Consider the following 24760-nt stretch of genomic DNA (forward strand, 5'->3'; position numbering starts at 1 on the left):
ATTCAAAGCGCATGGAGAGGGTGGGTGTTTTACCTATACCCCAGGCGCTCTGGTCACGTGGTAGATCGAATTAGTTTGCCGACCGTCTCTTAAGCAAATAACACCCAAGCACCCATAAATGTCATCATCGCATTTTCAGAGAAACTGACTATTCCGAGTGGCACGGTCGAATTACCGCCAATGCAGGCGCAGCTTAAATCGGCTTTATCGATATAAACAGCTTTAAAAATTGAGATACCACCTGCGGTACCGACGAACAGCGCCAACCATCCTGTAATAAACAAATATTGTGGCGCTAGAAAGCCAAGTCCGACAATTAATTCAGCAAAGGGATAGATTTTTCCATAAAACGGGAAGATTTTGGTAATCAAATCATATCTCGTAAAGCCTTTTACAAAACTATCCAAATCCATCAACTTAAGACACGCCAATAAACACAAGGAATATCCCATGAAGCTATACATGATGTTTTGAGAGAATATGGCCATCAGCAGAGTAACACTAAAAACTGCGATGATAGGGATGTATGATGTCTCTGCAAGATCGTTATCAGCTTGTACATCATAGTAGCTTGCCAACTTCGTATATCCGCCAATCCGCTCACCATTCAAAAAAATTTGTGGCGTAGTATCAACACGCCACTTTGTTTTGAAGTCTTCCTCATCCTCCGTCGATTTAAAGATGTGGTCATGAAAATCTACGCCTTTATCACCCAGTAATTTGATCGCCTTTTTGCCCCATGGGCAAGTCTCCTTGCGGAACACTTCGTTGGATATTTTTTTGTCCATTCCTGCCTCCCGTTTTTAGATCAATTCGTTGCGTTGGTTTAATTCAGATCCAAAAGTCGCCAACCTTAACAAGGAATTACCTTGCATTTAGAGTATCGTCAGTACTGTGGCGAAACCCTGAAAATCATCGCCGCTATCTTGGAATCCAGCGTAATCACTCAAATTCTTGATTATCTCGGTCTAGCTGTCCGGGTGCCGCCTAGAACAGCTGCGCAAACCCGGGATCTTTTAAAGCCATCTTGATCCTGTATTCGCTTCTTTTAATCCTTTTCATCACTGGGCTGGCTGACCTTTACTCCTGAGCATTTTTCGCCTGAAGCGCTAAAATGCGACAAAACATTTGGCTTTTTGTGCTAACTGAACCGAAATAGAGTCATTTTTATTTTCAATCGATTATCATCATATTGGACAATCAAACCGGCTTTCAGTGCATTCAAAGCGCATGAAAAAGGCGGTTTATTTTGCCTATACCTTTGATGATGCCGTGATTAAGTTGCAATTCCCAGCCTTCATGAGTTATTTGTAACTAACGTGCTTGATACATGTCCGAACGACAATGTACTGTAGCGGCGAGAACACTGGAGGAAAATAGGAGTGCTGTTAACAGCCGGAGAATGAAGGATGGATTCATTGGGCTTTACTCCTGGTTTTTGTTGTTAACACCCATCGTTTGCGTTGTTGCCGGTGATTCAGGTGTGTCACTATTAACGTCAACGGGATGGTAAACTTCGGCTAGCGTACAGAGAATATTGATTTTATTGCCAAGACTGTTTTTCTGACTACCGGTGGCAGCGATGAGTGTTTCTGCTGGATCGCCAGTTGGATTCTGTGTTCTGGCGGCCTGCCAATATTTAAAAAAATCATGCAGTGAAGAGATTCCCGTGCACTTTACGAAAGTCTGATAATCATTGCGCAGATGGCCATGCAAATGCGCCTGGCTGATCCACTGTGACAACTGTTTGTAACCAAAACCAGTATGCAGTGCGAGGTCAAGTGCGTTAGCATTGGAAAGGTTTTCGATATTGTCATAACCTTCACGTTTCAAGCGGATCTCATGATCGTAATTGATTCCAGGTAGATCGGATAGTGGCGAAGCGAATTCCGTGATACGTATCCAACCCAGAAATTTGCCCAGTATTTTGGTGGTGATATTTTCAAGCAAAGCCAGGCCGCGACTGGGGAAAAAACCGATCATAAAGCTCCAGACAGGCAAGCCTTTGATTAAAATATCATCTAACCCACTAAATTTGGGTTCTACAAAAATAAAACATAATACCAGAGCCAACAGGGCGCCGGTCATCATGCGGATACTACAGCTGATAAAAAGATTCGGGGTCATATCCAGCGTGAAATAACTGCGTGCCAATAGCCCAATAAAATAAACATAGGCCCCTAGAAAACCGAATTGAAATGCAGTTAATGTATAAATGAGAATTTTAATGTGATCACTGGAGGACTTGCCCAGCACATAGGATTCCATATAGGTGCCCAGCATGAGAAAATTGGCGCCCTTGCTATAATCCACACCGGATCCGCCAAATTCGTTGAGTGGCATGGGTTTGAGCAATAAAATGATCATGCATCCAAATAGGATGACTAGCATTAACGTTGACATGCTGCCAATGTAATTGCGTAAGGTGAATGCCTTTTTCAGATAATTATCGATATATATCTTATTTTCATTATCGTTGAGGACATTATGTGGCAGTTCGTGTTTAAGGCGTTGCTTTTTTTCCTCGCGCATGGAATGGACATAACACAATGTGACCATCGGAACGATCCCTACTGCAAAGACGAGCAAGGCCAAATTGTATAGAAAGAAAACCGGATCGAACCATTGTGCAATCTGACCGTGGAGGGATAAAGTGGCATTAGCGATCCCAAGGCTGGCATAGGATAAAAGTCCCACTACTCCAACAAAAATCGCGCTAAGCACAATTATTAAGCTCAAATAGAAAGGGGAAATATGATTTTCCTTCAGTTCAGATTCTGGAGTCATGACACTCATCCTTGTTAACTGTGTTGAAGGTAATCCCACGGGATAATATTAACTCGTATTCAGTTCTCGTACCAGATTAGTATAGAAACGTAAGTGATCAAACGGGCGTTCATTGCTAATACTTGGCCAGCCCATACTCCAGCCAGCCAGCTCCATATGGTCCGCGCGCAGTATCCCTTTGAATTCACCCCACCGGGCTGAGGAGACGGATACTTGACTATCATTCTCGCCACTGTCGGTTGCGAGAGCCCGCGTCCAGGGGCGAAAAATCGGCGGCATTTCATTTGCCGGACGCGTGGCGGCATACGAGCGGTATTGCACATGAGGCAGGTCGCTAATTTCCAGATTAAAGCGGGCACAGGCTTCCGGTGTTAGATCATATAGAGCCGGATGGGTGATGCGGCGTAGCAGGGAATAGAGCGGTTTTTTGCTATTGATGATTCGCTGCGCCAGCGGCGTGCCGCGATGTGGCGTGGCAATGGTCGTTAGGGAGCGAATGCGTTGCTGTGAATCGAAATGATGGATCGCATAGCGGCTGTCGAGTCCACCCATGCTGTGGGCGATCAAATTAATCTGATCCACGTTTATCCTCTCGAGGAAATCCGCGAGTACACGTGCTCGTTCTTCTACAGTGCCGGTGCCAGGTAATGGTGGAAAATAGATAGATTGCGTATGGTTAGACAAATAGGGCGGTAACGCGCGGAAATAATGGATAATTTTACCCAGAATGGATATCGACGAAAATCCCAGCAGCCCATGGACGAAAACAATAGCTGTTTTATTGTTGTTTACTAGACTCATGGTATCTCTATGTGGTGTATAAAAAATAAGGAATGAATCATTTCATACTTATTCTAAGCCGCAATAAATCACCTGTATGAATAGTTGCAATACCCAGATGCAAATTTACCAAATTCGATTATCCACCTATTGTTTAAACCGCTATATTTTTTGAATGAGAGCGAATATAAGCGGCATGCCCGGTGATTTCTATTCCGAAATGGATGGGGATGAACGTGGTCCGTATAAAACAGTAAATACGCCCATTCGAGAGAATCTATCGTATTTTCATGCAGTTGGCGTAATATGTAACCGTGGCCGGCCAATCCGAAAAGACGCCCAGTACGCCGACTTCCTTTGCCAATACATCCAGTAATGTCATTGTGTCACCATCATTGTTGATCGCCTCCGTGATTGTCTGATAGTACCAGCCACCACCATTTTTCAGCAGTCTGGACCGTTCAAGTGTCCAAGTGATAATATCCAGCCCCAATGCTTTGGCCGTCTCTGCGTACTTGGAAGGTATAATTTGATTGGATTCATTTAGCGTCACTAACCCCCAAAGTGGCGGCGCTACAATTTTAATGCCTTTGTCAGGCAGGGTGGATAATCTTGCAATGGCTTCTGGCAGATCAGCGACGCTGTCCATGTTTTCAAGAAAAATGGCTTGTTTGCCAAATTCTGGTTCATTCGTAATCCAATAAAGCACATCATCCAAATTAAATGATTGTGGATAGACATTTTTGGGTTTGACACCAGCGGCTTTATATTCGTCGATCATTTTTTGAGCATAGGCCTGTTGGGTAAAGCCATGAAAAGGCATTTCAACGCTAGGCGCCTTCAATTCCGGTGTCATTTTGACGTTTAGCCGCTTAAAGAGCTCAATACTTTCAGCATGACTTAAAACTGTGGCGTTAGCAGAATACAAATCAGTGCGTGGGTGTGGCATCGCATTTAAATATTCTTTTACCGTATTGGCATTTGGATTGCCGGTATTCATTTTGGCTTTAAGTGTTTTAAATTCGGCTAAAGTAATATCGCTCGTACAGCATTGTACGTTGGCAAAAGGCCTGTCGCTGCTGAAATCGGGCGGAGATGAACATTTATTGGCCAGCGTCGTTGTCAGTATGTTTGTTGTGGTGTGCAAATCACATTGTGAATGACGACATACCAATACTTTATCTTTTGTAAAAGTGACATCGCATTCAATAATTCCCGCGCCGGTCTGTGCTGCGGCTTCATAAGATTCTTTTGAGTGCTCGGGAAATTGTAATGCCGCGCCGCGGTGACCAATAGAAAAGTCGGTTTTATAAAACGTTTCATTGGCACATTGTTGTAGCTTTTTTTTAAGCGCGCTATCGTCCATATCATCGACCAAAAGAAGGGGACGAGGGCCGAGTTGTATGCTTGGCTTATTGATATAACGGCGGGCGCTATGTTTCATGCTTGCAGGATGTTCAAACTGATCCTTGTTATCATTTTTAGTTGCGGAAACGAAAGATATTGGAAATAGCAGTGTGATAATGAGCACTGTGCCAACGGCTATCTGAATACGATGCATTATTTGACTCTTCATTTATGAGTTAAAAATATCAAACAATGTTTTGAACACTCAAAATAACAGCTTTAGTGACGATTTGATAACTGATTAAATGCCACGCATATCAGCATGATAAAGGAAAATAGGCGGCAACGTTATATTGAAAGCCAGGTACAGGCGGCCAGAAAAAATCCATTTGGAGTGTAGTGTTATTTTCAGTTTGCGCTTATATGGTGAAAATCAAAACGGGTGGCTGGAAATAATAACTGTGCGCCGACATAAACAGGAATGCCGCCGGTGCGGCTATAAGATGCGATGTGTACTGGCTAAAAAGATGTTGTCGTTATACGTCTATAAAAAAGGAAGAAAGTTAATAATAATGGCATATGCTATTAATAAAATGATGGAAACGATAAATGCTATCTCTATCGAACGTTCTTCTACCTTTCATTCCTTGAAACTCTTGCAAAAATCTCAGGTGGTTTATTCTTCCTATATCCATGCCCCCGCGGAGCAGAATAGAAGAAAGCACTATCGAATCTGGCGCTGAGGTGGCCGGGTCCGCCACAATACGGCCAGCAGGCTGCCTAACAAGGTATGCACCAATACTGAAACCGCACCGACAACGGGTGCCAGGGGTAGCATCGGAAAAGCTTGCTTGGAGAGTACGATGGCCAAACCCGAATTTTGCATACCGACTTCCACCGAAACTGTGCGAGCACTCTGGGAATGGAAACCAAATATCCGCGCAAAGTGATAACCCATCAAAAAGCCACCCCCATGTAATATCGCAACAGCAAGGATCAGTTCGGCGCCATGCCTGAGGATGATCTCGGCATGAGCCGCAAATACAATGGCACAGATCACACACACTCCCAGCACGGATAGCAGTGGTGCGACTGACATCACGCGCTGGACGAGTCGGGGCATCGAGTGGTTAAGCAAAACGCCTAGAACGACGGGCACAATTACGACTTGCAGGGTTTGTTTAAACAGCATCCAGGTATCCACTGGGACTAATGTGCCAGCAAACAGTTGTGTCAGTAAGGGAGTAAGGATGACGGCTGCCAATGTGGAGCAAACGGTCATTACCACTGAGAGCGCCACATCTGCTTTCGCGATATAAGCCACCAGATTCGAGGCAGTACCGCCAGGACAACAACCCACCAGAATCAGGCCGACTGCAAAATACGTTGGCAAATCAAGCGCCGTCGCAATTCCCCATGCCAGCAAGGGCATGATGGTATATTGTGCCGCAAAGCCAATTGCTACTACTTTGGGCGTACGGGTGATTCTGCGAAAATCATCAAAGGTTAAGGTCAGCCCCATGCATAGCATGATAAAGGCTAAAATTAACACCACAATCGACCCCTGATTCAGAGGGAGCAGCCACTCCGGCCAGGATAGTGCTATGGCTCCCGTAAGTGTCATCCAGAGCGGGAACAGCAGTGTCAGTTTTTGCAGCATAAAGAAGGCTGTCTCAGATCAGATTTGTGGCAGGGAAGAACGCGCAAACAGCAGGGTATAGTGCTGTCCGTAACGACTGACTATACGGCTGGCTTTCAAACCGCCTGCTGCCGCCATTTCCTTTAGCGTTGAAAAATACTCGGGATAATCGTGATCATGCACATGCGTGCAGGCTTCTTCCAATTGATCCGGCGGTATCTTGTTCCAGTTGTCGCGCATGTAGTTCAGATAATCCATCAGATAATCCATCAGATAATTCTCTCGACTCTGGTTTTCCTCACGCACAACATCCACTAGGATCAACCAGCCTTTTTCTGCAAGGCAGCGTCCGGCAGCCTGAAAGAAGCGTGCTTTATCGGCGGACATCAAGTGATGAACCGCAAATCCGGTGAAGATCACATCCCATGTTTTATCGGTTGCTTCGACAGCCTCCAGTAGATCACCCCGTGTCAGCGTAACCACCGGATCTGGCAGGCCAGCCAAATAGCCACGCGCCTCAGCCAGCGCCGCCTCGGATAAATCGATCCCTTCATACAGAATCGGTGGGGATTGTTTCAAACAGGGAGACAGATAGCGGGCGTTGCCGCACCCCAGATCCAGCAAACGGTAACGTCCGACATCATCGCGCAATTTCAGGAGTTGACCCACCCCCGTATAGATCTCCTGATGAAACATGTAATTGTATTCCGTGATCAGATCATACAGCGACCAGGAGTGTGTGAAGATGTTGGTTGATTCAGCAGATGTCATAGGCGATCAAAACAGGATTTAAATACAACGAGCTAAATTCCAGCAGCATTTTACATGAGATGGCGAGTTAAGGAAAAGCTGATCAGGTCTGAGCTAGTACACTTGATCATCTCGGTCTGCCTGCCCGGGAACCGCCTGGAGCACCTGCACGAATCCACGATCTTTTAAAGCCAACCTGATCCCGTGCTCGCTCCTTTCAATTTTCTTCATCACTGGGCTGACCTTTACCCTTGGGCGTCTTTCGTCTGAAGCACCAGAACGCGGCAAAATTTTTGACTTTTTTGTGCTAATAACTTAACCGAGTCGGAATAGAGGCATTTGCCGATCGATTATCACCGTGTTTGACAACCGAGCCAGCTTTCAGTGCATTCAAAACGCATAAAAAAGTGGTTTATTTTTCCTATGCCTCACAATACTATGGAAAATGCGTTATAAAGTAGCTCTTAACGGTGCCATGAAATTGACCTCAATACGCTATGCTTCTTTCGGCAATTTATAACAGTGTTAGAGAGGACAATATGTTCAAGAAGCCTATTTCAATAATAATTTGTATGCTGTTCATCGGTAGCGTTTCGCAGCCATATGCGCAAACTAATTATCAAAGAGCACCGATGCTTTACCAGAAAATTATTACTGGTCAAAAAAAATTTGAAGATCTAAGTCAACATGAGAAAATGCTGGTTATCCTCGTTGACCAATCAATTTCGGCTTCTGATGAAAACATTGGCGACTATGGCTTTTCTCTGAGAGATATAGAGAAGAAGTGCGAAGTCTATAAATATTCTGATTCATACGGAGATGTGGAATGCCAAGGTTCATCTCTTCGAATCATAGAAAATAAATGTGAGGCATATTTTCCTGATCCACAGAACGGTGGGCTTGAGTGCCAAGGTAGTGATTTCAAGGTTGTAGAAAGAAAATGCTCGGTAAATATGTACAGTGAAAGTTATGGCGAAATCGACTGCTAACCCCTTTAATAAGAATGTCAATTCGACCTCGTTACGCTGGGCTGCGGCCGCAAAATGTTGATACAAAAAAACGCTTCGATCAAATGATAAGTGGTAGACCCGACGCTGCACGTGATCGGAGTGCGTGCGGTCTTTCGCGGAGACAGCTTGAACAGAAGGGTCAGGTCTTGTAGAAGTGCGCTAATTTCCTTCTGCTTTTTTGATAATCCGACTAACTGTCGTGTAATGCAACCCAAATTCATCTGCAATCTGTTTCATGGTGTAATCACCCGTTTGATATGCAGTTACAATCCTTTCATTTCTGTGGCTAAAAGATCTCGAATAATGAGAAAGTGGTTTGGGCATTGGCCTTCGCTGCGCTCGTGGGATTTTACTGATATCTTAGCCTGATCCCATTTGATCAAAGATTGATTGCAGAAAGCTTGTCTTATCTTCATTGCTATCATGTAGATAAGATTCCAACCATTTAAAATCTTCTTTACTTCCTTGCATAGAACAAGCTTTCTCATCATTTAATATATTCAATAGTGGCTGCCATACACCATTCATTACATTTGTTAACTGAAGGTGGCTATTGCAATCTTCAGACGTTTTCGGTATTTGTAGGCGTAAAACGTGTCCGTGAAGTTTCGAAGATGCATGGACTTCAGGTGTCCTAAAACTTCTATCAAATTCAAAAGCTCTTAAAATATGCACAGCAAAGTAAGAAAATCGGTTGTCTGGGTTATTAAGCCACTTTTTGACTTTTTTGAAGGTAGAATCCTTTGTTTTAATTCTTTCGCCTTCCCCAAGAAAGTATAAAAGTTCCATGAAGTATTCCATAGAAATTCTACTGCTGATAATTTGAAACTGATCTAGAGCTGCAGAATTAACCTGTGTTTTAACCGACTTCCAATTATCATCTGTAAATCCAGGTACATAAACAAAGTGATTGCTAGCAGCTGAGGCGACATTTGAGAATTCCATTTGAAGCATCGTGCTGAACGATAGATGGCATATTTTTCTTTGCTTTTCCTCGTCCATTTTTTGAACATGATTAGAGTTTAAAATTTTTAAAACGGATGGTTCTCCTGGGAAGTCTTTTTTGGATTTCAAGCGCTCTGGACCATACCTTTCGAGCTCATTTTGTTCGAGGATAGCATCCATCCTCTCAGCTAATTCTTTAACAGTAAGATCTCGAATTTCTTCTTTGGTAATTTGGGTAATCATCATTTAGATATAACGCATAGCACATGGGCGGCTGAAATGTAGCGAAGCGAAGAGTAAGCCATCCCAGCACGGCAATAGAGAGGGTCGGGTCTTGTAGAAGGATGCTAATTTCCTTCTGCTTTTTTGATAATCCGACTAACTGTCGCGTAATGCAATCCAAATTCGTCTGCAATCTGTTTCATGGTGTAATCACCTGTTTGATATGCAGTTATAATCCCTTTATTTCTGTGACTAAAAGATGAATAATGCGAAAGTGGCTTGGGCATTGGTCTTCGCTGCGCTCGTGGGATTTCATTGATATTTTGATCTAATCTCATATGCAGCTGCATTTTATCGACAAAAGTCTTGCTGCCAAGAAAGATCTGCCCACGTAAAGAGTCCCAGACGCTCGGCAATCCTACGCCCGCCTGAACAAAATTCACATAGTCAGTTATAGCCTGTTTCCGCTTTTTACTAAACTGACTCAGCACCCAGTTCGTTTGCAGCCATTCAGGGCAATTGTTGTTTCCAGTCATGGCAGAAAGACTACTCCAAGGCCATTGATCAACGCGTTTTACTATACCTGTTCGAACAGGATTTAACACAACATAACGCGAAAGTTCAAGGAGGTGACGATTCTTTTCTACCAAAATTGCTTTATAGCGCCCCTGATAAACATGCCCAGTACGATTGTGGGTGCGATTAAAATATTGCGTATAGACACCGTTCAGCTGCCGCATGCCCTTAGATAAATTTCCCTTAACCGTTTCCACCACGATATGATAATGATTATCCATCAAGCAATAGGCATGACAAATCCAATTAAATCGCTCGCAAACTTGTTCTAACAGCTTCAGCCAGAAAACACGATCAGAATCATCAAGATAAATTTCGTCTCGATGATCGCCTCGGGACGTTATATGGTACAAACCTCCAGGCAATTCTATTCTGAGTGGTCTTGCCATTTTCGGATCCTCAATTTAATTAAATCATAGGATAGCCGATTGTATGTATCATAACAAGACTTGACCCTTATTTTTTGCTTAATTAGATCATCAAGCATTATGAAAATATTGACTCACCATGGTGTGCTTGTTGAGGAGGGGAGGATGACTTACTTGGCCGAAATGGAAACGGTCCTGCGCTAAGTAAGCCGGAATACAGCCTTTTCCGATCGATTAACACGGTCTTTGATAACCGAGCCAGCTTTCGGTAGATTCAGGGCTCATGGAAAAAGGGGGGGGGTGTTTTGCCTATATCCAATACCCCCGCGGAGCAGGATAGAAGAAAGCACTATCGAATCTGGCGCTGAGGTGGCCGGGCCCGCCACAATACGGCCAGCAGGCTGCCTAACAAGGTATGCACCAATACCGAAACCGCACCGACAACGGGTGCCAGGGGTAGCATTGGAAAAGCTTGCTTGGAGAGTACAATGGCCAAACCCGAATTTTGCATACCGACTTCCACCGAAACTGTGCGAGCACTCTGGGAATGGAAACCAAATATCCGCGCAAAGTGATAACCCATCAAAAAGCCACCCCCATGTAATATCGCAACAGCAAGGATCAGTTCGGCGCCATGCCTGAGGATGATCTCGGCATGAGCTGCAAATACAATGGCACAGATCACACATACTCCCAGCACGGATAGCAGTGGCGCGACTGACATCACGCGCTGGACGAGTCGGGGCATCGAGTGGTTAAGCAAAACGCCTAGAACGACGGGCACAATTACGACTTGCAGGGTTTGTTTAAACAGCATCCAGGTATCCACTGGGACTAATGTGCCAGCAAATAGCTGTGTCAGTAAGGGGGTAAGGATGACAGCTGCCAATGTGGAGCTAACGGTCATCACCACTGAGAGCGCCACATCTGCTTTCGCGATATAAGCCACCAGATTCGAGGCAGTACCGCCAGGACAACAACCCACCAGAATCAGGCCGACCGCAAAATACGTTGGCAAATTAAGCGCCGTCGCAATTCCCCAGGCCAGCAAGGGCATGATGGTATATTGCGCCGCAAAACCAATTGCCACTACTTTGGGCGTACGGGTGATTCTGCGAAAATCATCAAAGGTCAAGGTCAGCCCCATACATAGCATGATAAAGGCTAAAATTAACACCACAATCGACCCCTGATTGAGAGGGAGCAACCACTCCGGCCAGGATAGTGCTATGGCTCCCGTAAGCGTCATCCAGAGCGGGAACAGTAGTGTCAGTTTTTGCAGCATAAAGAAGGCTGTCTCAGATCAGATTTGTGGCAGGGAGGAGCGCGCAAACAGAAGGGTATAGTGCTGTCCGTAACGACTGACTATACGGCTGGCTTTCAAACCGCCTGCTGCCGCCATTTCCTTTAGCGTTGAAAAATACTCGGGATAATCGTGATCATGCACATGCGTGCAGGCTTCTTCCAATTGATCCGGCGGTATCTTGTTCCAGTTGTCGCGCATGTAGTTCAGATAATCCATCAGATAATTCTCTCGACTCTGGTTTTCCTCACGCACAACATCCACTAGGATCAACCAGCCTTTTTCTGCAAGGCAGCGTCCGGCAGCCTGAAAGAAGCGTGCTTTATCAGCGGACATCAAGTGATGAACCGCAAATCCGGTGAAGATCACATCCCATGTCTTATCGGTTGCTTCGACAGCCTCCAGCAGATCACCCCGCGTCAGCGTAACCACCGGATCGGGCAAGCCAGCCAAATAGCCACGCGCCTCAGCCAGCGCCGCCTCGGATAAATCGACCCCTTCATACAGAATCGGTGGGGATTGTTTCAAACAGGGAGACAGATAGCGCGCGTTGCCGCACCCCAGATCCAGCAAACGGTAACGCCCGAGATCATCGCGCAATTTCAGGAGTTGACCCACCCCCGTATAGATCTCCTGATGAAACATGTAATTGTATTCCGTGATCAGATCATACAGCGACCAGGAGTGTGTGAAGATGCTGGTTGATTCAGCAGATGTCATAGGCGACCAAAACAGGATTTAAATACAACGAACTAAATTCTGGCAGCATTTTACATGAGATGGCGAGTTAAGGAAAAGCTGATCAGGTCTGAGCTAGTACACCTGATCATCTCGGTCTGCCTGCCCGGGAACCGTCTGGAGCACCTGCACAAATCCACGATCTTTCGCGCCAACCTGATCCCGTACTCGCTCCTTTCAATTTCCTTCATCATTGGGCTGACCTTTAGTCTTGGGCGTCTTTCGTCTGAAGCACCAGAACGCGGCAAAATTTTTGACTTTTTTGTGCTAACTGAATTGGAATAGAGTCATTTACCGATGGATTATCACCGTGTTTGACAGCCGAGCCAGCTTTCAGTAGATTCAGTCTGCATGGAAAAAGTGGTTTATTTTTTCTATACTCAGCATAGACATTAACGCAAGATTTCTACTTAAGGGGACTGTCTCGTAATGTAGAATTTATCCGTTTCTTACTATACAACTTATTGATTATTAACAACCGAAATTTTGGGAAATGCTATTACGAGACAGTCCCTTAAGATAGGGGAAAAATTGTCTAATCAAGTGAGGCCTATCTCACAACTACTTTATTGCTATTAATGGCAGAAGTATGGAAGATATACGGAAACTATATAGCCAATTGTTAGATTTCCAGAGTAAGGGGAAGACCGCTGCATAACTGGTTATCTCGGGCTGGATAAGATTTTTAAGTGTTTGATTTATCAATGCTGCAAGTAATCAAAAAAGCTCAAAAACACAGTTATGCAGCGGTCTTAGGGGTACTAAATTGGGTGGATTACCAGTTCCCAAGCCTTCAATATTAGACAATTTTAGAGTTGTCGGAATTGAGGGTGGGCGTAAAGTATATAAGGATGACTCGGAAAATATCTTCTATACATGGGATTCACTCCATGGCGAGTTAGAAGCCTTTAATAAAAATGGACGTCATCTGGGTGTTGTTTGCCCCCACACAGGGTTCTTAATAAAGCGGTCCGTCAAAGGTCGTAGGATTAATAAGCAAAACTAGGAGAATAAAATGCGCTTTGTGGACTTGTGTCTTAGCGGTGAAGTTCTAGAAGATGAAATTGATGATTTCGTTGATAATTGGCATGAAGATGAAGAGACAACTTTGGAGTTGCATGAGTATTTGGGTATGAGCTGGGAGGAATACTCAGTTTGGGCTACTCAGCCGTCTATTCTTCCATTTATTTTATCTGCAAGAAAGAACAACACTAGATTTGATGTAGAACTTAATCAAAAGAGGTTAGCTCTAGCGGCCAGGGCAGAAACAGTTGAAGAGGCCCGCCGAATAGAGAAATGGTTAAAGCTAATTGGTAGGGCATAGTGACTCCTGTTGAAAAAATGGCAAAAAGATTGCTGGATAGGCACAATTTAAAGCCTCCATATGACTTGGAGACTCTTGTTGAAATTTATGCCAGTGTTGAGTACTTTCATTTTCCATTTGAAGCAGACGGAATAACTATTGGTATCGGTGGCGAAAGTAAGCCTCAAGTTCTTATTAATACCTCGCCACCTGAAACTAGAAGAAAGTTTACATTAGCTCACGAGCTAGGTCATATCATAATCCCATGGCATACAGGAACTATTGTCTCGCATTCTTTTAATGCTGACGCTAATGTTGAATATAAAGAAATGGAAATAGAGGCGAATTTATTTGCAGCAGAGCTATTAATTCCCAGCGGTTGGTTGCAAGAACTTCAACAATCTTTCTCCTCTGTAGAATTGTTTATTAAAGCTGTTTTAGTTGATACTGGCGCTTCAAGAGATGCAGTGTTAATCCAGGCTTTCAAGACGATAAATATTCCTATTGTATGCGCGCAGGTTGATTCTAATGGATACCTAATAAGAGATTATTGTACGAAAATTGCTCCATCTCCGGTACTGCTAAATGGCAGGAATCTGCTTGAAGATAAGATATTTTCTATGGCTTACTTGGAGGAGGATTTCATTTTAGGCGATCGATACTATAAGTCATGGACTTTTGATGATAAAGGTATTGAAGAAGTTGATCGTAGAGAATGGCGGGATATTTTAAATCAGATCTTAGATGAAACAGAAAGCAGGCATCTTTTACAGAGCATAAACGCAGTTCTTGCGTCGAAATACAATTCAAATAAAGATCATTTGTCTGAAAAAGAGTTATGCTCGCTAGCAATGCGGGCCTACGATGGGAAAGGAAAATTCGATAAAATTGTGGTACATCCATTATTTCCGCAGTATATAGTAAAAAGAATAAAAGAATTAATTGCAAAATATAAAAGAAAGGGGGCTGGCCTTACAGAGTCACGCTAATTCCCTTCTGTTTTTTTGATAACCCGATTAACTGTCACGTAATGCAATCCAAATTTGTCTGCAATCTGTTTCATGGTGTAATCACCCGTTTGATATGCAGTTACAATCCCTTCATTTTAGCCACTAAAAGATGAATAATGAGAAAGTGGCTTGGATATTGATCTTCACTGCGCTCGCAGGATTTCACTGATATTTTGGTCTGATTTCATATGCCGCTGCATTTTATAGACAAAAATCTCACTGCCAAGAAAGATCTGCTTACGTAAAGAATCCCAGACACTCGGCAATCCCACACCCGCCTGAACAAAATTCACATAGTCAGTTATGGCCTGTTTCCGCTTTTTACCAAACTGACTCAGCACCCAGTTCGTTTGCTGCCATTTGGGGTAATTGTTGTTTCCAATCGTGGTAGAAAAACTACGCCAAGGCCATTGATCAGTGCGTTTTGCCATATCCGCTCGAATAGGATTTAACACAACGGATTTTTGCAAAATCCCTCGCCAGAAGTTTTAGACTGCTGATTATAAATAGTTAATTTTTAAACTATTGGAATTTTGTAAAGGTCTCATGGATTTTGTCCATAACCACCCTTTTGGTTAATTTGGACTTTGTTGATTTATGAATCAATTTCAACAGTTAATTGCAACATAGCCATTTTTATTATCAAGTAAATAAGGTTTCATCCGTTATGTTCTATTGAGAAACGGTTTTCTTAATCTGTAGGTAGTGATACTGGATACGGAAGTTCCTTCATTAATAAATGAGCAGACGTATATTTTACGCGTACATAATTTAAGTATTCTGGAGCAGATAATAATGGCTAGGTCAATAGGGATATACAATAACAAAGGAGGGGTAGGTAAAACAACATTATCTCTTTTTTTGTCTGACTTTCTTTCGTCAATTACGATAAACAAAAAGAAATCCAAGGTATTAGTTATGGATTTTGATCCTCAGGCTTCATGCGCAAATGCTATCTTAGGAATAGAAAAAGTATCAGAAATAACAAACGATTCATTAACATTACCATTTATTCTGAACTCAAGGCTTGATCAAAAAAAAGGAATAGATTTGTCAAGGTTTATTTTTACAAGAGAGCGAGATAATGATGCCAAAACAAAAAAGACTCGATTGGGAAATCTAGATGTTATGGTGTCGGAACCAAAATTAGCACTTAATTTTGATGAAAAAGCCTCCCTAAATGATTCTCTGAAACTGGCTCGCTGGATTGCTTCTGAATTGGCTACAGAATATGATTTTATATTTGTCGATTTGCCTGGAAGCATATCAAAAATTAATAGGTTTTCTTTAGTTGGCGCATTTATGGTGGACTATTTTGTTGTTCCCACTGAACTGAACAGGTTAAATATTAACGCCCTATCCGGTACCTTAAAAATGCTTGATAATATTAGAGAATGGAGGGGGTATGGTAACGACTATAATCTATTAGGATTTGTTCTTAACAAAGCAGATAAAAGAACTGTGCAATATAAACTTCATAAAGATGAATTGATTCATTTTGCAAAAATTAAAAACTGCAAAATTTATAAAAATACTCTTCCACCAACCCCGAGATTATCGGATGCCGCTGACGATTCTATTGGATTTATAACATTATCAGAAAGATATGACAACTATTACGACAATGTTAGAAATCTTGTAATAGAGATAACAAGAGATCTGGGATATATCAGAAATTAAAAAATAAAAAACTTACGTGAAACCGACTCAGCATCCCGTTTGTTTGCAGCCATTTGGAGCAATTGCTGTTTCCAGTCGTGGTAAAAAAACTACTCCAAGGCCATTGATCAGTACGTTTTATCATATCTGCTCGAATAGGATTTAGCAGCACACTTTGTTTTTATAGAAAAATGGATTTTGATTTTTAGAATGAAGTGTGTAAAATAATTTTATAGTTTTGTGATATTTAATTGATGAATTGATAGCATTGGTTGAATGTTTTAGTTAATCCCAGAGTCAAAAATAATCGCAAAGCAAGGGAAACTAGGGTTCCGGCCTTTTTAATTAAAGGTGTCTGGTCCGAGAGTTTCCGGTCTCGTCATAACGAGGCTCCACGGAGGGATAAAAACCCGGGAGATCAAAATGTGAATTTATACATTTATTCTCGGTGTTTATCCGCTGAACAAAGGAGACTTCGTTATGTCCACAACACCTCAACAAAGTAATTCCGCCCTTAATAGTGATGCAATAGAGCCAGACAAACTGCACCGCAGTATGGGAGTCTGGAACAGTTTTACCCTTGGTTTTGCCGTTGTTTCTCCAGTCGTAGGGCTTTACGCCATTATTGGTGTACAAACAACGGTAACGGGTGGTGGCTGGTTTGCGGCATTGGTCATTTGCCTGGTCATGCAATTGCTGGTAGCCACCGTCTATGCGGAATTGTCGTCTCAATTTCCAATTGCCGGCGGTGCTTACAAATGGTCACGTCAGCTCGGTGGAGTCGTTGCGGGTCAGTATGCGGGTGTCATTTACGTCAGCTCCACGATCGCTATGCTAACCACCACGGCTTATACTGGCGGCATCTGGCTGGCAACCTTTTGGGGGTCGAGCGATGGAGGCGGTCCCATGATGGTGTTTTGGGGTGCCGTATTTTTATTACTCTGCATGTTGCTCAACCTTGCCCCTGTCAATATTTTTAAGTCAATAGTTGCGCTGGGTGTTTACGCGGAGATTGTTGGATCGTTCGGTATTGCTTTGCTGTTATTTTTCTTTTTCCGTCAGTATGGTTTTTCCGAATTATTTCAGCATCTGGGTACCGGAACCGCGCCCACCGAGACGGCTGCTTTTATGACCGCACTCGCTATTGCGGGCTGGGCATTCATCGGTTTTGATGCTTGCTCGACAACTGCAGAAGAAACCCATCAGCCCAAACGAATGGTGCCGCGTGCAATTTTCTTTTCCTTGATGGGTGTAGGAACCATTGTGTTGTTCAATTCCGCGGCTCTGATATTAACCTTCGATCATGACACGCTGATCAACACCAGTAAAACAGCCGATCCAGTTACACCTTTGATAACCAGTAGTTTGGGTGCCTGGATAGAGAAACCCTTTTCCGGGGTTGTTATGGTTGCTTTTTTAGCCTGCGGGGCATCAGTCGTTAAATATACTTCCCGGATTGTCTATTCTATGGCGCGTGAAGGCAATATGCCTGCTGTATTGAGTAACGTTACCGCCGACAAAACACCCCGTAATGCAATTCTTTTCACCGTAATGTTGGCAGCACTTGGCTTATTGTTGGGGCTAAATGATGGTGCGGTAGCGACAATCATTGCCTTTGGTACGGGTGGTCTATATGCCATGTTCGCCATGACGACTGGCGTAGGTTTATTTGCCCGGCTTGCGGGTCGCTGGAATCCGGCGCTTGGCGAACTTAAGCTGGGTGTCTGGGGGGTAATCATCAATTTCGTAGCCTTTCTCTGGTCATTATTTGAGTTAATCAATATTGCCTGGCCGCGTTCTTATGCGGTTGCAACTGATGCGCCCTGGTGGCAATTGTGGGCGATACCCCTGGTATTAGGCAGCATTCTGAGTATGACCACTGTGTTTATTCTGGTGAATAAATTTCGAGACAATTCAAAAATTCCGGTTTAAAAGGAGGTAGTGATGAATCAACAGAAACCGATTCTTTGGCAAGAAAACATTCCAGGTGGATGTCACTGGTCTGGTATTGTGCGCCGTGGCATGACGTTGCGTTTGACGGATATCAATGGCGGTGCGAATGCCGCTGTGTTCTTTTACAATCGGGAAGAAAAGCTGGAACGCTACAATATGGCGGACACACTCAAATCACAACATACCTTCTATTTGACGAAGGGCCATGCTTGCCACTCCGATATGGGGCGCATATTTTGTTGTATTACGGCAGATACCGCAGGTTGGAACGATACCGTATGTGGCCTGAGCGATGCAGCACTCATTCGTGAAAAATATGGTGTTGCACGGTATCAGGAACATCGCAATCAGATGCATCGCAGCGGTTTGGATGGCCTGTTGTTAGAGCTGGGTAAATGGGGGATGGGCAGGCGCGATATCGTGCCCGGTATCAATTTTTTCAGCAAGGTTACCGCTGATGCGAATGGTAAATTAACCTTTCATGCGAATAACACTCAAGCCGGTGACTATGTCGATTTAAGTTTTCAAATGGATACGTTAATGGTGCTGTCAGCAGCGCCTCATCCGCTGGATACGGCTGAATCCTATCAGCCGGGCGATGTTAATCTGGCGTTATTTGCTACCCCACCCGACGCAATCACGGAATGTACCCGTATTGCTGAAAACATGCGTGGTTTTAAAAATACGCAACGGTTTTATATGTCTCAGGGAGGTGAAGCATGAATAGCCCGCATTTAGTTGAAAGCAGGCTTGATCCTAAGCTTGCAATGATGGATGAGATTTGTGCAGCTGGTGAATCATGGGTGAAACGGGTGAATAAAGGGCAAACTTTTCGCATTGTTGATCTGGAAGGTAATCAGGCGGTCGATACCTTGTTTTTTAATGCCGATGATGCATTGGAACGTTATAGTGCAACCGATACGGTATGTCGGCAGAACGCTCTCTATCTGACCACAGGCAGCAAACTTTATTCGAACTTTGGCAATGTGATGCTGACTATTATCGCCGATAGCTGCGGGCGTCACGATACATTAGGCGGTGCCTGTGCTGCAGAAAGCAACACGGTACGTTATGCGCTGGAGAAATACCCCATGCACAGTTGTCGCGACAATTTTTTGCATGCGCTGGCACATGATCCACACTGTGAGCAATTGGGTATGAGCAAACGGGATTTGCCCAGTAATATTAATTTTTTCATGAATGTACCGGTTACTGAAAATGGTGAACTTGAGTTTGTTGATGGTATTTCGGCGCCAGGAAAATATGTTGAGATGCAAGCTGAAATGGATGTGCTGGTGTTGATTTCAAACTGTCCGCAGCTGAACAACCCTTGTAATGCCTATAACCCTACGCCGATTCGCTTGCTGATTTGGGATTAATCGAATTGCAGGTGCTGATAGCTAATTCACTGGTATCCATAAAAAGGGGAGCTGGAGATGTTTGAGAAAGTGCTGATTGCCAATCGTGGCGCGATTGCCTGCCGTATTATGCGTACATTGCGTCGTATCGGTGTGAAAAGTGTGGCTGTTTATACCGATGCTGATGCATTGTCGCGTCATGTAGTGGAGGCGGATGAAGCTTTTTGTATCGGCAGTGGTGTGGCAGCGGATAGTTATCTGCGTGTCGATAAGATACTGGAAATCGCTCAGCAGGCGGGTGTGCAGGCGATTCATCCCGGCTATGGATTTCTGAGTGAAAATGCAGATTTTGCTGAGCAATGCGCGGCAAATAATATTTGTTTTATTGGCCCCAGTCCGCAGCAAATGCGTACTTTTGGTTTAAAACACACCGCGCGTGCACTGGCGAAGCAAAATCAGGTGCCGCTGCTGCCTGGCACAGATCTTCTGGACAGTCTGGATGAAGCCCTGCACGCGGCAGCGCATGTTGGCTATCCGATAATGCTGAAAAGCACTGCTGGCGGCGGCGGCATTGGTATCCGTCTGTGCTGGAACAAAGATGAGTTGATTGATGCCTACGACACGGTCAAATATTTAGCACAAAATAACTTCAAGGATGCGGGCCTGTTCCTGGAAAAATTTGTTGAGAATGGGCGTCATATAGAGGTGCAGATTTTTGGTGATGGCCAAGGCGAAGTGATCGCGTTAGGTGAACGTGATTGTTCGATGCAGCGTCGCAATCAGAAAGTGATAGAGGAAACGCCTGCGCCCGGTCTGACTCCAGGTTTGCGGCAGGCGTTGCTAGATGCGGCCGTGCGTCTTGGCAAGTCAGTTAATTATCAATCAGCGGGTACTGTGGAATATATTTTTGACGCTTCCAGCGGCGAATTTTATTTTCTGGAGGTCAATACGCGGTTACAAGTGGAGCATGGCGTCACTGAAGAAGTGACGGGTATCGATCTGGTGGAATGGATGGTGCAACAAGCCGCCGGAGATTTGCCACCGCTGAATTCATTTAAAATAGAGGCCTCTGGTTCTTCTATTCAAGTACGTATATATGCTGAAAATCCGGCCAAAGATTTCCAGCCTTCCAGCGGCACACTGACTGCTGCCACGTTTTCTTCTGCAGCCCGTATCGAAACTTGGGTAGAACGCGGGGTGGCAGTTTCTCCATTCTATGATCCGATGTTGGCAAAAATTATTGTGCATGAACCCAAACGCGCGCAGGCCATTACCAGTCTGCTCAATGCACTCGATACGACGATGCTATATGGGATAGAAACCAATCTGGACTATCTTAAACAGGTTTTATGTTGTACGGCTTTTCGTGAGAGTCAATACAACACAAATTTCTTAAATGGTTTTCATTATGCGGCACAAACGATTGATGTCCTGAGTCCAGGTGTACAGACCACGATACAGGATTATCCCGGACGGCTGGGGTACTGGCATATCGGTGTGCCGCCGTCCGGGCCAATGGATTCATATGCCTTTCGTTTGGCTAACCGCTTGGTCGACAACGCCGAGGATAAAGCGGGACTTGAAATTACTTTTGTTGGTCCGACGCTAAAATTTAATAATGACAGCATTATCGCAATTACGGGCGCGCCGATCGATGTGCGTCTGGATGGCGAATCATTGTCGCTATGGCAATCGCATGATATTAAAGCGGGCTCATTACTTCAGTTTGGAAAGATCAGCCATCATGGTTGCCGGGCTTATCTTGCGATTCAGGGTGGTTTTCAAGTGGCTGATTACCTGGGAAGTAAATCCACTTTTACGTTGGGCCAGTTTGGTGGGCATGCCGGGCGCGTTTTGCGCAGCGGTGATGTATTGCATATGCAGGCAAAGCAAGGTCATACGCATAGCTTGCTGCAGCAGGAATTGATCCCGGATTATACCGATAGCTGGGAGATTGGTGTTCTATACGGCCCGCATGGTGCGCCGGATTTTTTTACGGACGAAGATATTCATCATTTCTTTACTACCGCCTGGAATGTACATCATAACTCTAGCCGTACCGGTGTCAGGCTGCTGGGACCCAAGCCGCAGTGGGCGCGTAGTGATGGCGGTGAAGCGGGGTTACATCCATCGAATATTCACGATAATGCCTATGCCGTCGGTACCGTGGATTTTACCGGTGATATGCCGGTTATTTTAGGACCGGATGGCCCCAGTCTGGGTGGTTTTGTTTGTCCGGCAACGATTGTACAGGCTGAATTATGGAAACTGGGGCAATTAAAACCGGGCGATGCTGTGCGTTTTCGCCCGTTGTCCATGGAACAGGCCATGGCACTGGAAAAACGTCAAAACGAGTCCATTTTGTATTTGCGTCCCGCAAAGGCGACGCCAGCGCAATCTGGAACAGATAACTTGCCACTGGGTAGTCCTGTTCTGTATACAATTCCGGAAAGCGCGCAGTCGGTGCAAGTGATTTATCGTCAGTCTGGCGACAATTATCTGCTGGTTGAATATGGGCCACTGATACTCGACTTGAATTTACGATTTCGTGCCCATGCATTGATGAATTGGATACAGAAGGCGCTTGATTCGGGTGATTTGAACGGTATCTTGGATCTAACACCCGGCATTCGTTCATTACAAATTCACTTTGATTCACAAGTGTTAGCACGGCGGCAATTATTGGATTTTCTGATTGCTGTCGAGTCGCAGTTGCCGTCGATTGAAGAGATGACAGTGTCAACCCGAATCGTACATCTGCCATTATCCTGGGACGATGTGGCAACACGGCTGGCCATTGAGAAATACACACAATCTGTCCGCAAGGATGCGCCCTGGTGCCCGAGTAATATTGAATTTATTCGCCGTATTAACGGATTGGATAGTGTTGAAGAAGTGAAGCGGATTTTGTTCGAAGCGAGTTATCTGGTCATGGGTCTGGGTGATGTCTATCTGGGCGCTCCGGTTGCCACACCAGTCGATCCCCGTCATCGCCTGGTGACAACTAAATATAATCCCGCGAGAACCTGGACGCCGGAAAATGCGGTGGGTATCGGCGGTGCCTATTTATGCGTGTATGGAATGGAAGGTCCGGGCGGTTATCAATTTGTTGGTCGCACAGTACAAATGTGGAACCGGTATCGCCAAACGTCCGACTTCAAAGATGGGAAGCCCTGGTTACTCCGTTTTTTTGATCAAATCCGTTTTTATCCCGTGAGTGAAAGTGAGTTACTTGCGCTGCGTAAGGATTTCATTACGGGACAGTTTAAATTGCGTGTAGAGGAAACCACGTTTAGTTTAAAAGAGCATCATCGATTTTTACAACAGAACAGTGCCTCGATTAAAGCATTTAAAACCAGACAACAAGCCGCATTTGAGGCCGAACGGGAACGTTGGAAGCTGAGTGGCCAGGCAGAAGACTATGTCAGTGAAGACAGTCTGGAAGAGTCTGATACCCAGAGTGAACTGGATATGCCCGCAGGCGCTTGTGCGATTGGCTCGCATATTACGGGTACGGTTTGGAAGCTGCTGGTCAAAGAAGGACAGTCTGTAACAGCCGGTGATTCATTGGTCGTGATCGAATCCATGAAAATGGAATTTTCAGTTGACGCCACCGTGAACGGCACGGTTCAACAGATTGCTTGCAAAGAAGGTGGCTATGTGTCCACTGGACAAATGCTGCTGATCATACAGGCGGATGATTAAAAAAACACGCGGATGGCGGTTATTTGAGTGCGTTTATCCACCGGTAGGCAAGGCCTGTCAGAGCATGGTGCAGACGCTCTGTTTTTTAGCGGGCGCTTATCCAATATTTTATGATGACAGGCTATTTGCGATTGACAATCCTGAGGCGGACAGTGATCCGGCTTTAATCAAAAGACCGGGATTGCAATTGTTATAGCTGATATTTCAAAGCGTAGTGATGATAATGAATGAAAGTAATCAAAAAACACTTCCCATTGCTGCGTTACTTTTAGGTGCTGCGATCTGGGGGGTTCTGTGGTATCCCTATCGCCTGTTAGAAGGCTATGGTATGAGTGGGGAAATAGCAACCACGATCACGTTTTGTATTGCCTTGCTGCTGGGAATCATTTTCTTCCGAAAGGAGATACAGTTTTCTTCTATTTTTAATGGTAAAGCGCATCTGCTATTCTGGATAGGTTTTTGTGCGGGTTGGTCGAATCTCGCTTATATTCTGGGTATGCTTAACGGGGAAGTCATGCGTGTCCTTTTGCTGTTTTATTTGGCACCGATATGGACTATTTTATTTTCACGGATACTTTTAAGCGAACAGCTCAGCATACATGGCTATTTTGTAATCATGCTTTCGTTTGCCGGTGTTGTCACGATGCTTTGGCAGCCTGGCAGCGATTTGCTAATGCCCATATCCTATGGCGAATGGCTGGGAATGGTGGGTGGTTTTATGTTTGCGTTAATGAATGTCCTGACGAGAAAGAATCAATTTCATAACGTTCAACTGAAATCAATGGCAATATGGCTGGGTGTGACCGTAATAGGGTTAGTTTGCAGCTTAGCTATTGGATCGCCGTTGACACTGCCTTATGATTCTTTTAATCCGTGGTTGTTTTTAGCGGGTATTGGATTAGTGTTATTTGTACTGAGTATTGTATTGCAATACGGGCTAACACGTATGCCCGCAAATCAGGCGATTGTGATTTTATTGTTTGAATTGATTGTAGCGGCGCTGGCAGCCTATTTCCTGGTGAATGAGGTTTTGTCACCGATGGAGTGGGTTGGAGGTGCAATGATTGTTTCAGCAGGCCTGTTTTCTACCAGAATAAATCGTGCGTGATAACGATTAGAGATCGTTCGGATTAGAACAGAAATAAAAAATTCGATGCGGGCTATTGCGGAGAGTATAGAAAAGAAGGGTTACCCCGGTATTTTTTCGTGACTGTGATCTGAGCGATACCTGGATCTTAACCAATTTGAACATTCCTCATCATTCCCGGTGAAATTTTTTCCAGAGATGACAACTACTATGACTAGAA

The 24760-nt window shown here is 44.4% G+C and carries 23 protein-coding genes and 1 riboswitch; of the genes, 11 read left to right on the forward strand and 12 right to left on the reverse strand.

Annotation, left to right across the window (positions count from 1 at the left end; genetic code table 11):
* Nucleotides 1-89: 89 nt before the first annotated feature.
* The 6 genes from BUQ89_RS02160 to BUQ89_RS02185 form a co-directional block, all read right to left on the reverse strand.
* Complete coding sequence (locus BUQ89_RS02160) at nucleotides 90-788, reverse strand: glutaredoxin (protein ID WP_028462003.1); 699 nt, start codon at nucleotides 786-788, stop codon at nucleotides 90-92.
* Between the two features lie 637 nt (nucleotides 789-1425).
* Nucleotides 1426-2787 (reverse strand): helix-hairpin-helix domain-containing protein, encoded by a 1362-nt coding sequence (locus BUQ89_RS02165; protein ID WP_028462004.1) that lies wholly within the window; start codon nucleotides 2785-2787, stop codon nucleotides 1426-1428.
* 48 nt (nucleotides 2788-2835) lie between these two features.
* Entirely contained in the window at nucleotides 2836-3588 is a 753-nt protein-coding gene (locus BUQ89_RS02170) for an esterase/lipase family protein (protein ID WP_051537649.1), read from the reverse strand.
* 256 nt (nucleotides 3589-3844) lie between these two features.
* Nucleotides 3845-5128, reverse strand: a complete 1284-nt coding sequence (locus BUQ89_RS02175; RefSeq protein WP_036573503.1) for a glycerophosphodiester phosphodiesterase family protein — start codon at nucleotides 5126-5128, stop codon at nucleotides 3845-3847.
* A gap of 510 nt (nucleotides 5129-5638) precedes the next feature.
* Entirely contained in the window at nucleotides 5639-6574 is a 936-nt protein-coding gene (locus BUQ89_RS02180; RefSeq protein ID WP_028462006.1) for a bile acid:sodium symporter family protein, read from the reverse strand.
* Nucleotides 6575-6592: 18 nt separating this feature from the next.
* On the reverse strand, nucleotides 6593-7249 hold the full coding sequence (locus BUQ89_RS02185) for a class I SAM-dependent methyltransferase (RefSeq protein WP_245812872.1): 657 nt from the start codon (nucleotides 7247-7249) through the stop codon (nucleotides 6593-6595).
* A gap of 593 nt (nucleotides 7250-7842) precedes the next feature.
* Here BUQ89_RS02185 and BUQ89_RS02190 point away from each other — a divergent pair.
* On the forward strand, nucleotides 7843-8292 hold the full coding sequence (locus tag BUQ89_RS02190) for a hypothetical protein (protein WP_143071300.1): 450 nt from the start codon (nucleotides 7843-7845) through the stop codon (nucleotides 8290-8292).
* Between the two features lie 180 nt (nucleotides 8293-8472).
* On the opposite strand, the gene BUQ89_RS14510 is transcribed toward BUQ89_RS02190, so the two are convergent.
* From BUQ89_RS14510 to BUQ89_RS02215, 5 genes are all read right to left on the reverse strand, one after another.
* On the reverse strand, nucleotides 8473-8637 hold the full coding sequence (locus BUQ89_RS14510) for a helix-turn-helix domain-containing protein (RefSeq protein ID WP_083399583.1): 165 nt from the start codon (nucleotides 8635-8637) through the stop codon (nucleotides 8473-8475).
* A gap of 36 nt (nucleotides 8638-8673) precedes the next feature.
* Nucleotides 8674-9504: a hypothetical protein gene (locus tag BUQ89_RS02200; protein ID WP_028462009.1), complete on the reverse strand. Its 831-nt coding sequence runs from the start codon at nucleotides 9502-9504 to the stop codon at nucleotides 8674-8676.
* A 101-nt stretch (nucleotides 9505-9605) separates the two neighbouring features.
* A complete protein-coding gene (locus BUQ89_RS02205) occupies nucleotides 9606-10445 on the reverse strand; it encodes an REP-associated tyrosine transposase (RefSeq protein WP_028462010.1) in 840 nt (279 codons plus the stop codon).
* Between the two features lie 328 nt (nucleotides 10446-10773).
* Nucleotides 10774-11709, reverse strand: a complete 936-nt coding sequence (locus BUQ89_RS02210) for a bile acid:sodium symporter family protein (RefSeq protein WP_028462011.1) — start codon at nucleotides 11707-11709, stop codon at nucleotides 10774-10776.
* An 18-nt stretch (nucleotides 11710-11727) separates the two neighbouring features.
* Nucleotides 11728-12447, reverse strand: a complete 720-nt coding sequence (locus BUQ89_RS02215) for a class I SAM-dependent methyltransferase (RefSeq protein ID WP_028462012.1) — start codon at nucleotides 12445-12447, stop codon at nucleotides 11728-11730.
* 54 nt (nucleotides 12448-12501) lie between these two features.
* Between BUQ89_RS02215 and BUQ89_RS13410 the strand changes: the two genes are divergently transcribed.
* The 4 genes from BUQ89_RS13410 to BUQ89_RS02230 all read left to right on the forward strand — a co-directional run bounded on the left by BUQ89_RS13410 (nucleotide 12502) and on the right by BUQ89_RS02230 (nucleotide 14757).
* Nucleotides 12502-12750 carry a hypothetical protein gene (locus BUQ89_RS13410; RefSeq protein WP_143071290.1) on the forward strand — a complete coding sequence of 83 codons (249 nt, stop codon included), beginning with the start codon at nucleotides 12502-12504 and terminating at the stop codon, nucleotides 12748-12750.
* Between the two features lie 481 nt (nucleotides 12751-13231).
* A complete protein-coding gene (locus tag BUQ89_RS14515) occupies nucleotides 13232-13471 on the forward strand; it encodes a colicin E3/pyocin S6 family cytotoxin (protein ID WP_074202478.1) in 240 nt (79 codons plus the stop codon).
* A 9-nt stretch (nucleotides 13472-13480) separates the two neighbouring features.
* Complete coding sequence (locus BUQ89_RS02225; protein WP_028462013.1) at nucleotides 13481-13789, forward strand: hypothetical protein; 309 nt, start codon at nucleotides 13481-13483, stop codon at nucleotides 13787-13789.
* The gene (locus tag BUQ89_RS02230) at nucleotides 13789-14757 is read left to right on the forward strand and encodes an ImmA/IrrE family metallo-endopeptidase (RefSeq protein WP_028462014.1); all 969 of its coding nucleotides are present in this window, start codon (nucleotides 13789-13791) and stop codon (nucleotides 14755-14757) included. The genes BUQ89_RS02225 and BUQ89_RS02230 overlap by 1 nt, the downstream gene beginning before the upstream one ends.
* Before the next feature lie 164 nt (nucleotides 14758-14921).
* Here BUQ89_RS02230 and BUQ89_RS02235 read toward each other — a convergent pair whose 3' ends face one another.
* A complete protein-coding gene (locus tag BUQ89_RS02235; RefSeq protein ID WP_143071289.1) occupies nucleotides 14922-15209 on the reverse strand; it encodes a hypothetical protein in 288 nt (95 codons plus the stop codon).
* A gap of 364 nt (nucleotides 15210-15573) precedes the next feature.
* On the opposite strand from BUQ89_RS02235, the gene BUQ89_RS02240 reads away from it, so the two are divergent.
* From BUQ89_RS02240 to BUQ89_RS02270, 6 genes are all read left to right on the forward strand, one after another.
* Nucleotides 15574-16458: a ParA family protein gene (locus tag BUQ89_RS02240; RefSeq protein ID WP_028462015.1), complete on the forward strand. Its 885-nt coding sequence runs from the start codon at nucleotides 15574-15576 to the stop codon at nucleotides 16456-16458.
* A 292-nt stretch (nucleotides 16459-16750) separates the two neighbouring features.
* Nucleotides 16751-16856, forward strand: a riboswitch (guanidine-I (ykkC/yxkD leader).
* A 61-nt stretch (nucleotides 16857-16917) separates the two neighbouring features.
* A complete protein-coding gene (locus tag BUQ89_RS02245) occupies nucleotides 16918-18369 on the forward strand; it encodes an APC family permease (RefSeq protein ID WP_028462016.1) in 1452 nt (483 codons plus the stop codon).
* Nucleotides 18370-18381: 12 nt separating this feature from the next.
* A complete protein-coding gene (locus tag BUQ89_RS02250) occupies nucleotides 18382-19113 on the forward strand; it encodes an urea amidolyase associated protein UAAP1 (RefSeq protein ID WP_028462017.1) in 732 nt (243 codons plus the stop codon).
* The gene (locus BUQ89_RS02255; protein WP_028462018.1) at nucleotides 19110-19769 is read left to right on the forward strand and encodes an urea amidolyase associated protein UAAP2; all 660 of its coding nucleotides are present in this window, start codon (nucleotides 19110-19112) and stop codon (nucleotides 19767-19769) included. Before BUQ89_RS02250 ends, BUQ89_RS02255 begins: the two co-directional genes overlap by 4 nt.
* Before the next feature lie 57 nt (nucleotides 19770-19826).
* Nucleotides 19827-23453 carry an urea carboxylase gene (uca, locus tag BUQ89_RS02260; protein ID WP_028462019.1) on the forward strand — a complete coding sequence of 1209 codons (3627 nt, stop codon included), beginning with the start codon at nucleotides 19827-19829 and terminating at the stop codon, nucleotides 23451-23453.
* Between the two features lie 223 nt (nucleotides 23454-23676).
* Complete coding sequence (locus tag BUQ89_RS02270; protein ID WP_245812873.1) at nucleotides 23677-24561, forward strand: DMT family transporter; 885 nt, start codon at nucleotides 23677-23679, stop codon at nucleotides 24559-24561.
* Nucleotides 24562-24760: the final 199 nt, after the last annotated feature.

Source organism: Nitrosomonas cryotolerans ATCC 49181, from assembly GCF_900143275.1.
GTDB lineage: Bacteria > Pseudomonadota > Gammaproteobacteria > Burkholderiales > Nitrosomonadaceae > Nitrosomonas > Nitrosomonas cryotolerans.

Bases quoted from the DNA above. Each gene is read 5' to 3' on its own strand.
- BUQ89_RS02160 (WP_028462003.1), bottom strand. From the start codon at position 788: ATGGACAAAAAAATATCCAACGAAGTGTTCCGCAAGGAGACTTGCCCA.
- BUQ89_RS02225 (WP_028462013.1), top strand. From the start codon at position 13,481: ATGCGCTTTGTGGACTTGTGTCTTAGCGGTGAAGTTCTAGAAGATGAA.
- BUQ89_RS02245 (WP_028462016.1), top strand. From the start codon at position 16,918: ATGTCCACAACACCTCAACAAAGTAATTCCGCCCTTAATAGTGATGCA.
- BUQ89_RS02205 (WP_028462010.1), bottom strand. From the start codon at position 10,445: ATGGCAAGACCACTCAGAATAGAATTGCCTGGAGGTTTGTACCATATA.
- BUQ89_RS13410 (WP_143071290.1), top strand. From the start codon at position 12,502: ATGAGATGGCGAGTTAAGGAAAAGCTGATCAGGTCTGAGCTAGTACAC.
- BUQ89_RS02180 (WP_028462006.1), bottom strand. From the start codon at position 6,574: ATGCTGCAAAAACTGACACTGCTGTTCCCGCTCTGGATGACACTTACG.
- BUQ89_RS02175 (WP_036573503.1), bottom strand. From the start codon at position 5,128: ATGCATCGTATTCAGATAGCCGTTGGCACAGTGCTCATTATCACACTG.
- BUQ89_RS02185 (WP_245812872.1), bottom strand. From the start codon at position 7,249: ATGTTTCATCAGGAGATCTATACGGGGGTGGGTCAACTCCTGAAATTG.
- BUQ89_RS02250 (WP_028462017.1), top strand. From the start codon at position 18,382: ATGAATCAACAGAAACCGATTCTTTGGCAAGAAAACATTCCAGGTGGA.
- BUQ89_RS02190 (WP_143071300.1), top strand. From the start codon at position 7,843: ATGTTCAAGAAGCCTATTTCAATAATAATTTGTATGCTGTTCATCGGT.
- BUQ89_RS14510 (WP_083399583.1), bottom strand. From the start codon at position 8,637: ATGCCCAAACCACTTTCTCATTATTCGAGATCTTTTAGCCACAGAAAT.
- BUQ89_RS02165 (WP_028462004.1), bottom strand. From the start codon at position 2,787: ATGACTCCAGAATCTGAACTGAAGGAAAATCATATTTCCCCTTTCTAT.
- BUQ89_RS02240 (WP_028462015.1), top strand. From the start codon at position 15,574: ATGGCTAGGTCAATAGGGATATACAATAACAAAGGAGGGGTAGGTAAA.
- BUQ89_RS02215 (WP_028462012.1), bottom strand. From the start codon at position 12,447: ATGACATCTGCTGAATCAACCAGCATCTTCACACACTCCTGGTCGCTG.
- BUQ89_RS02270 (WP_245812873.1), top strand. From the start codon at position 23,677: ATGAATGAAAGTAATCAAAAAACACTTCCCATTGCTGCGTTACTTTTA.
- BUQ89_RS02200 (WP_028462009.1), bottom strand. From the start codon at position 9,504: ATGATGATTACCCAAATTACCAAAGAAGAAATTCGAGATCTTACTGTT.
- BUQ89_RS02170 (WP_051537649.1), bottom strand. From the start codon at position 3,588: ATGAGTCTAGTAAACAACAATAAAACAGCTATTGTTTTCGTCCATGGG.
- BUQ89_RS02210 (WP_028462011.1), bottom strand. From the start codon at position 11,709: ATGCTGCAAAAACTGACACTACTGTTCCCGCTCTGGATGACGCTTACG.
- BUQ89_RS02255 (WP_028462018.1), top strand. From the start codon at position 19,110: ATGAATAGCCCGCATTTAGTTGAAAGCAGGCTTGATCCTAAGCTTGCA.
- uca (WP_028462019.1), top strand. From the start codon at position 19,827: ATGTTTGAGAAAGTGCTGATTGCCAATCGTGGCGCGATTGCCTGCCGT.
- BUQ89_RS02235 (WP_143071289.1), bottom strand. From the start codon at position 15,209: ATGGCAAAACGCACTGATCAATGGCCTTGGCGTAGTTTTTCTACCACG.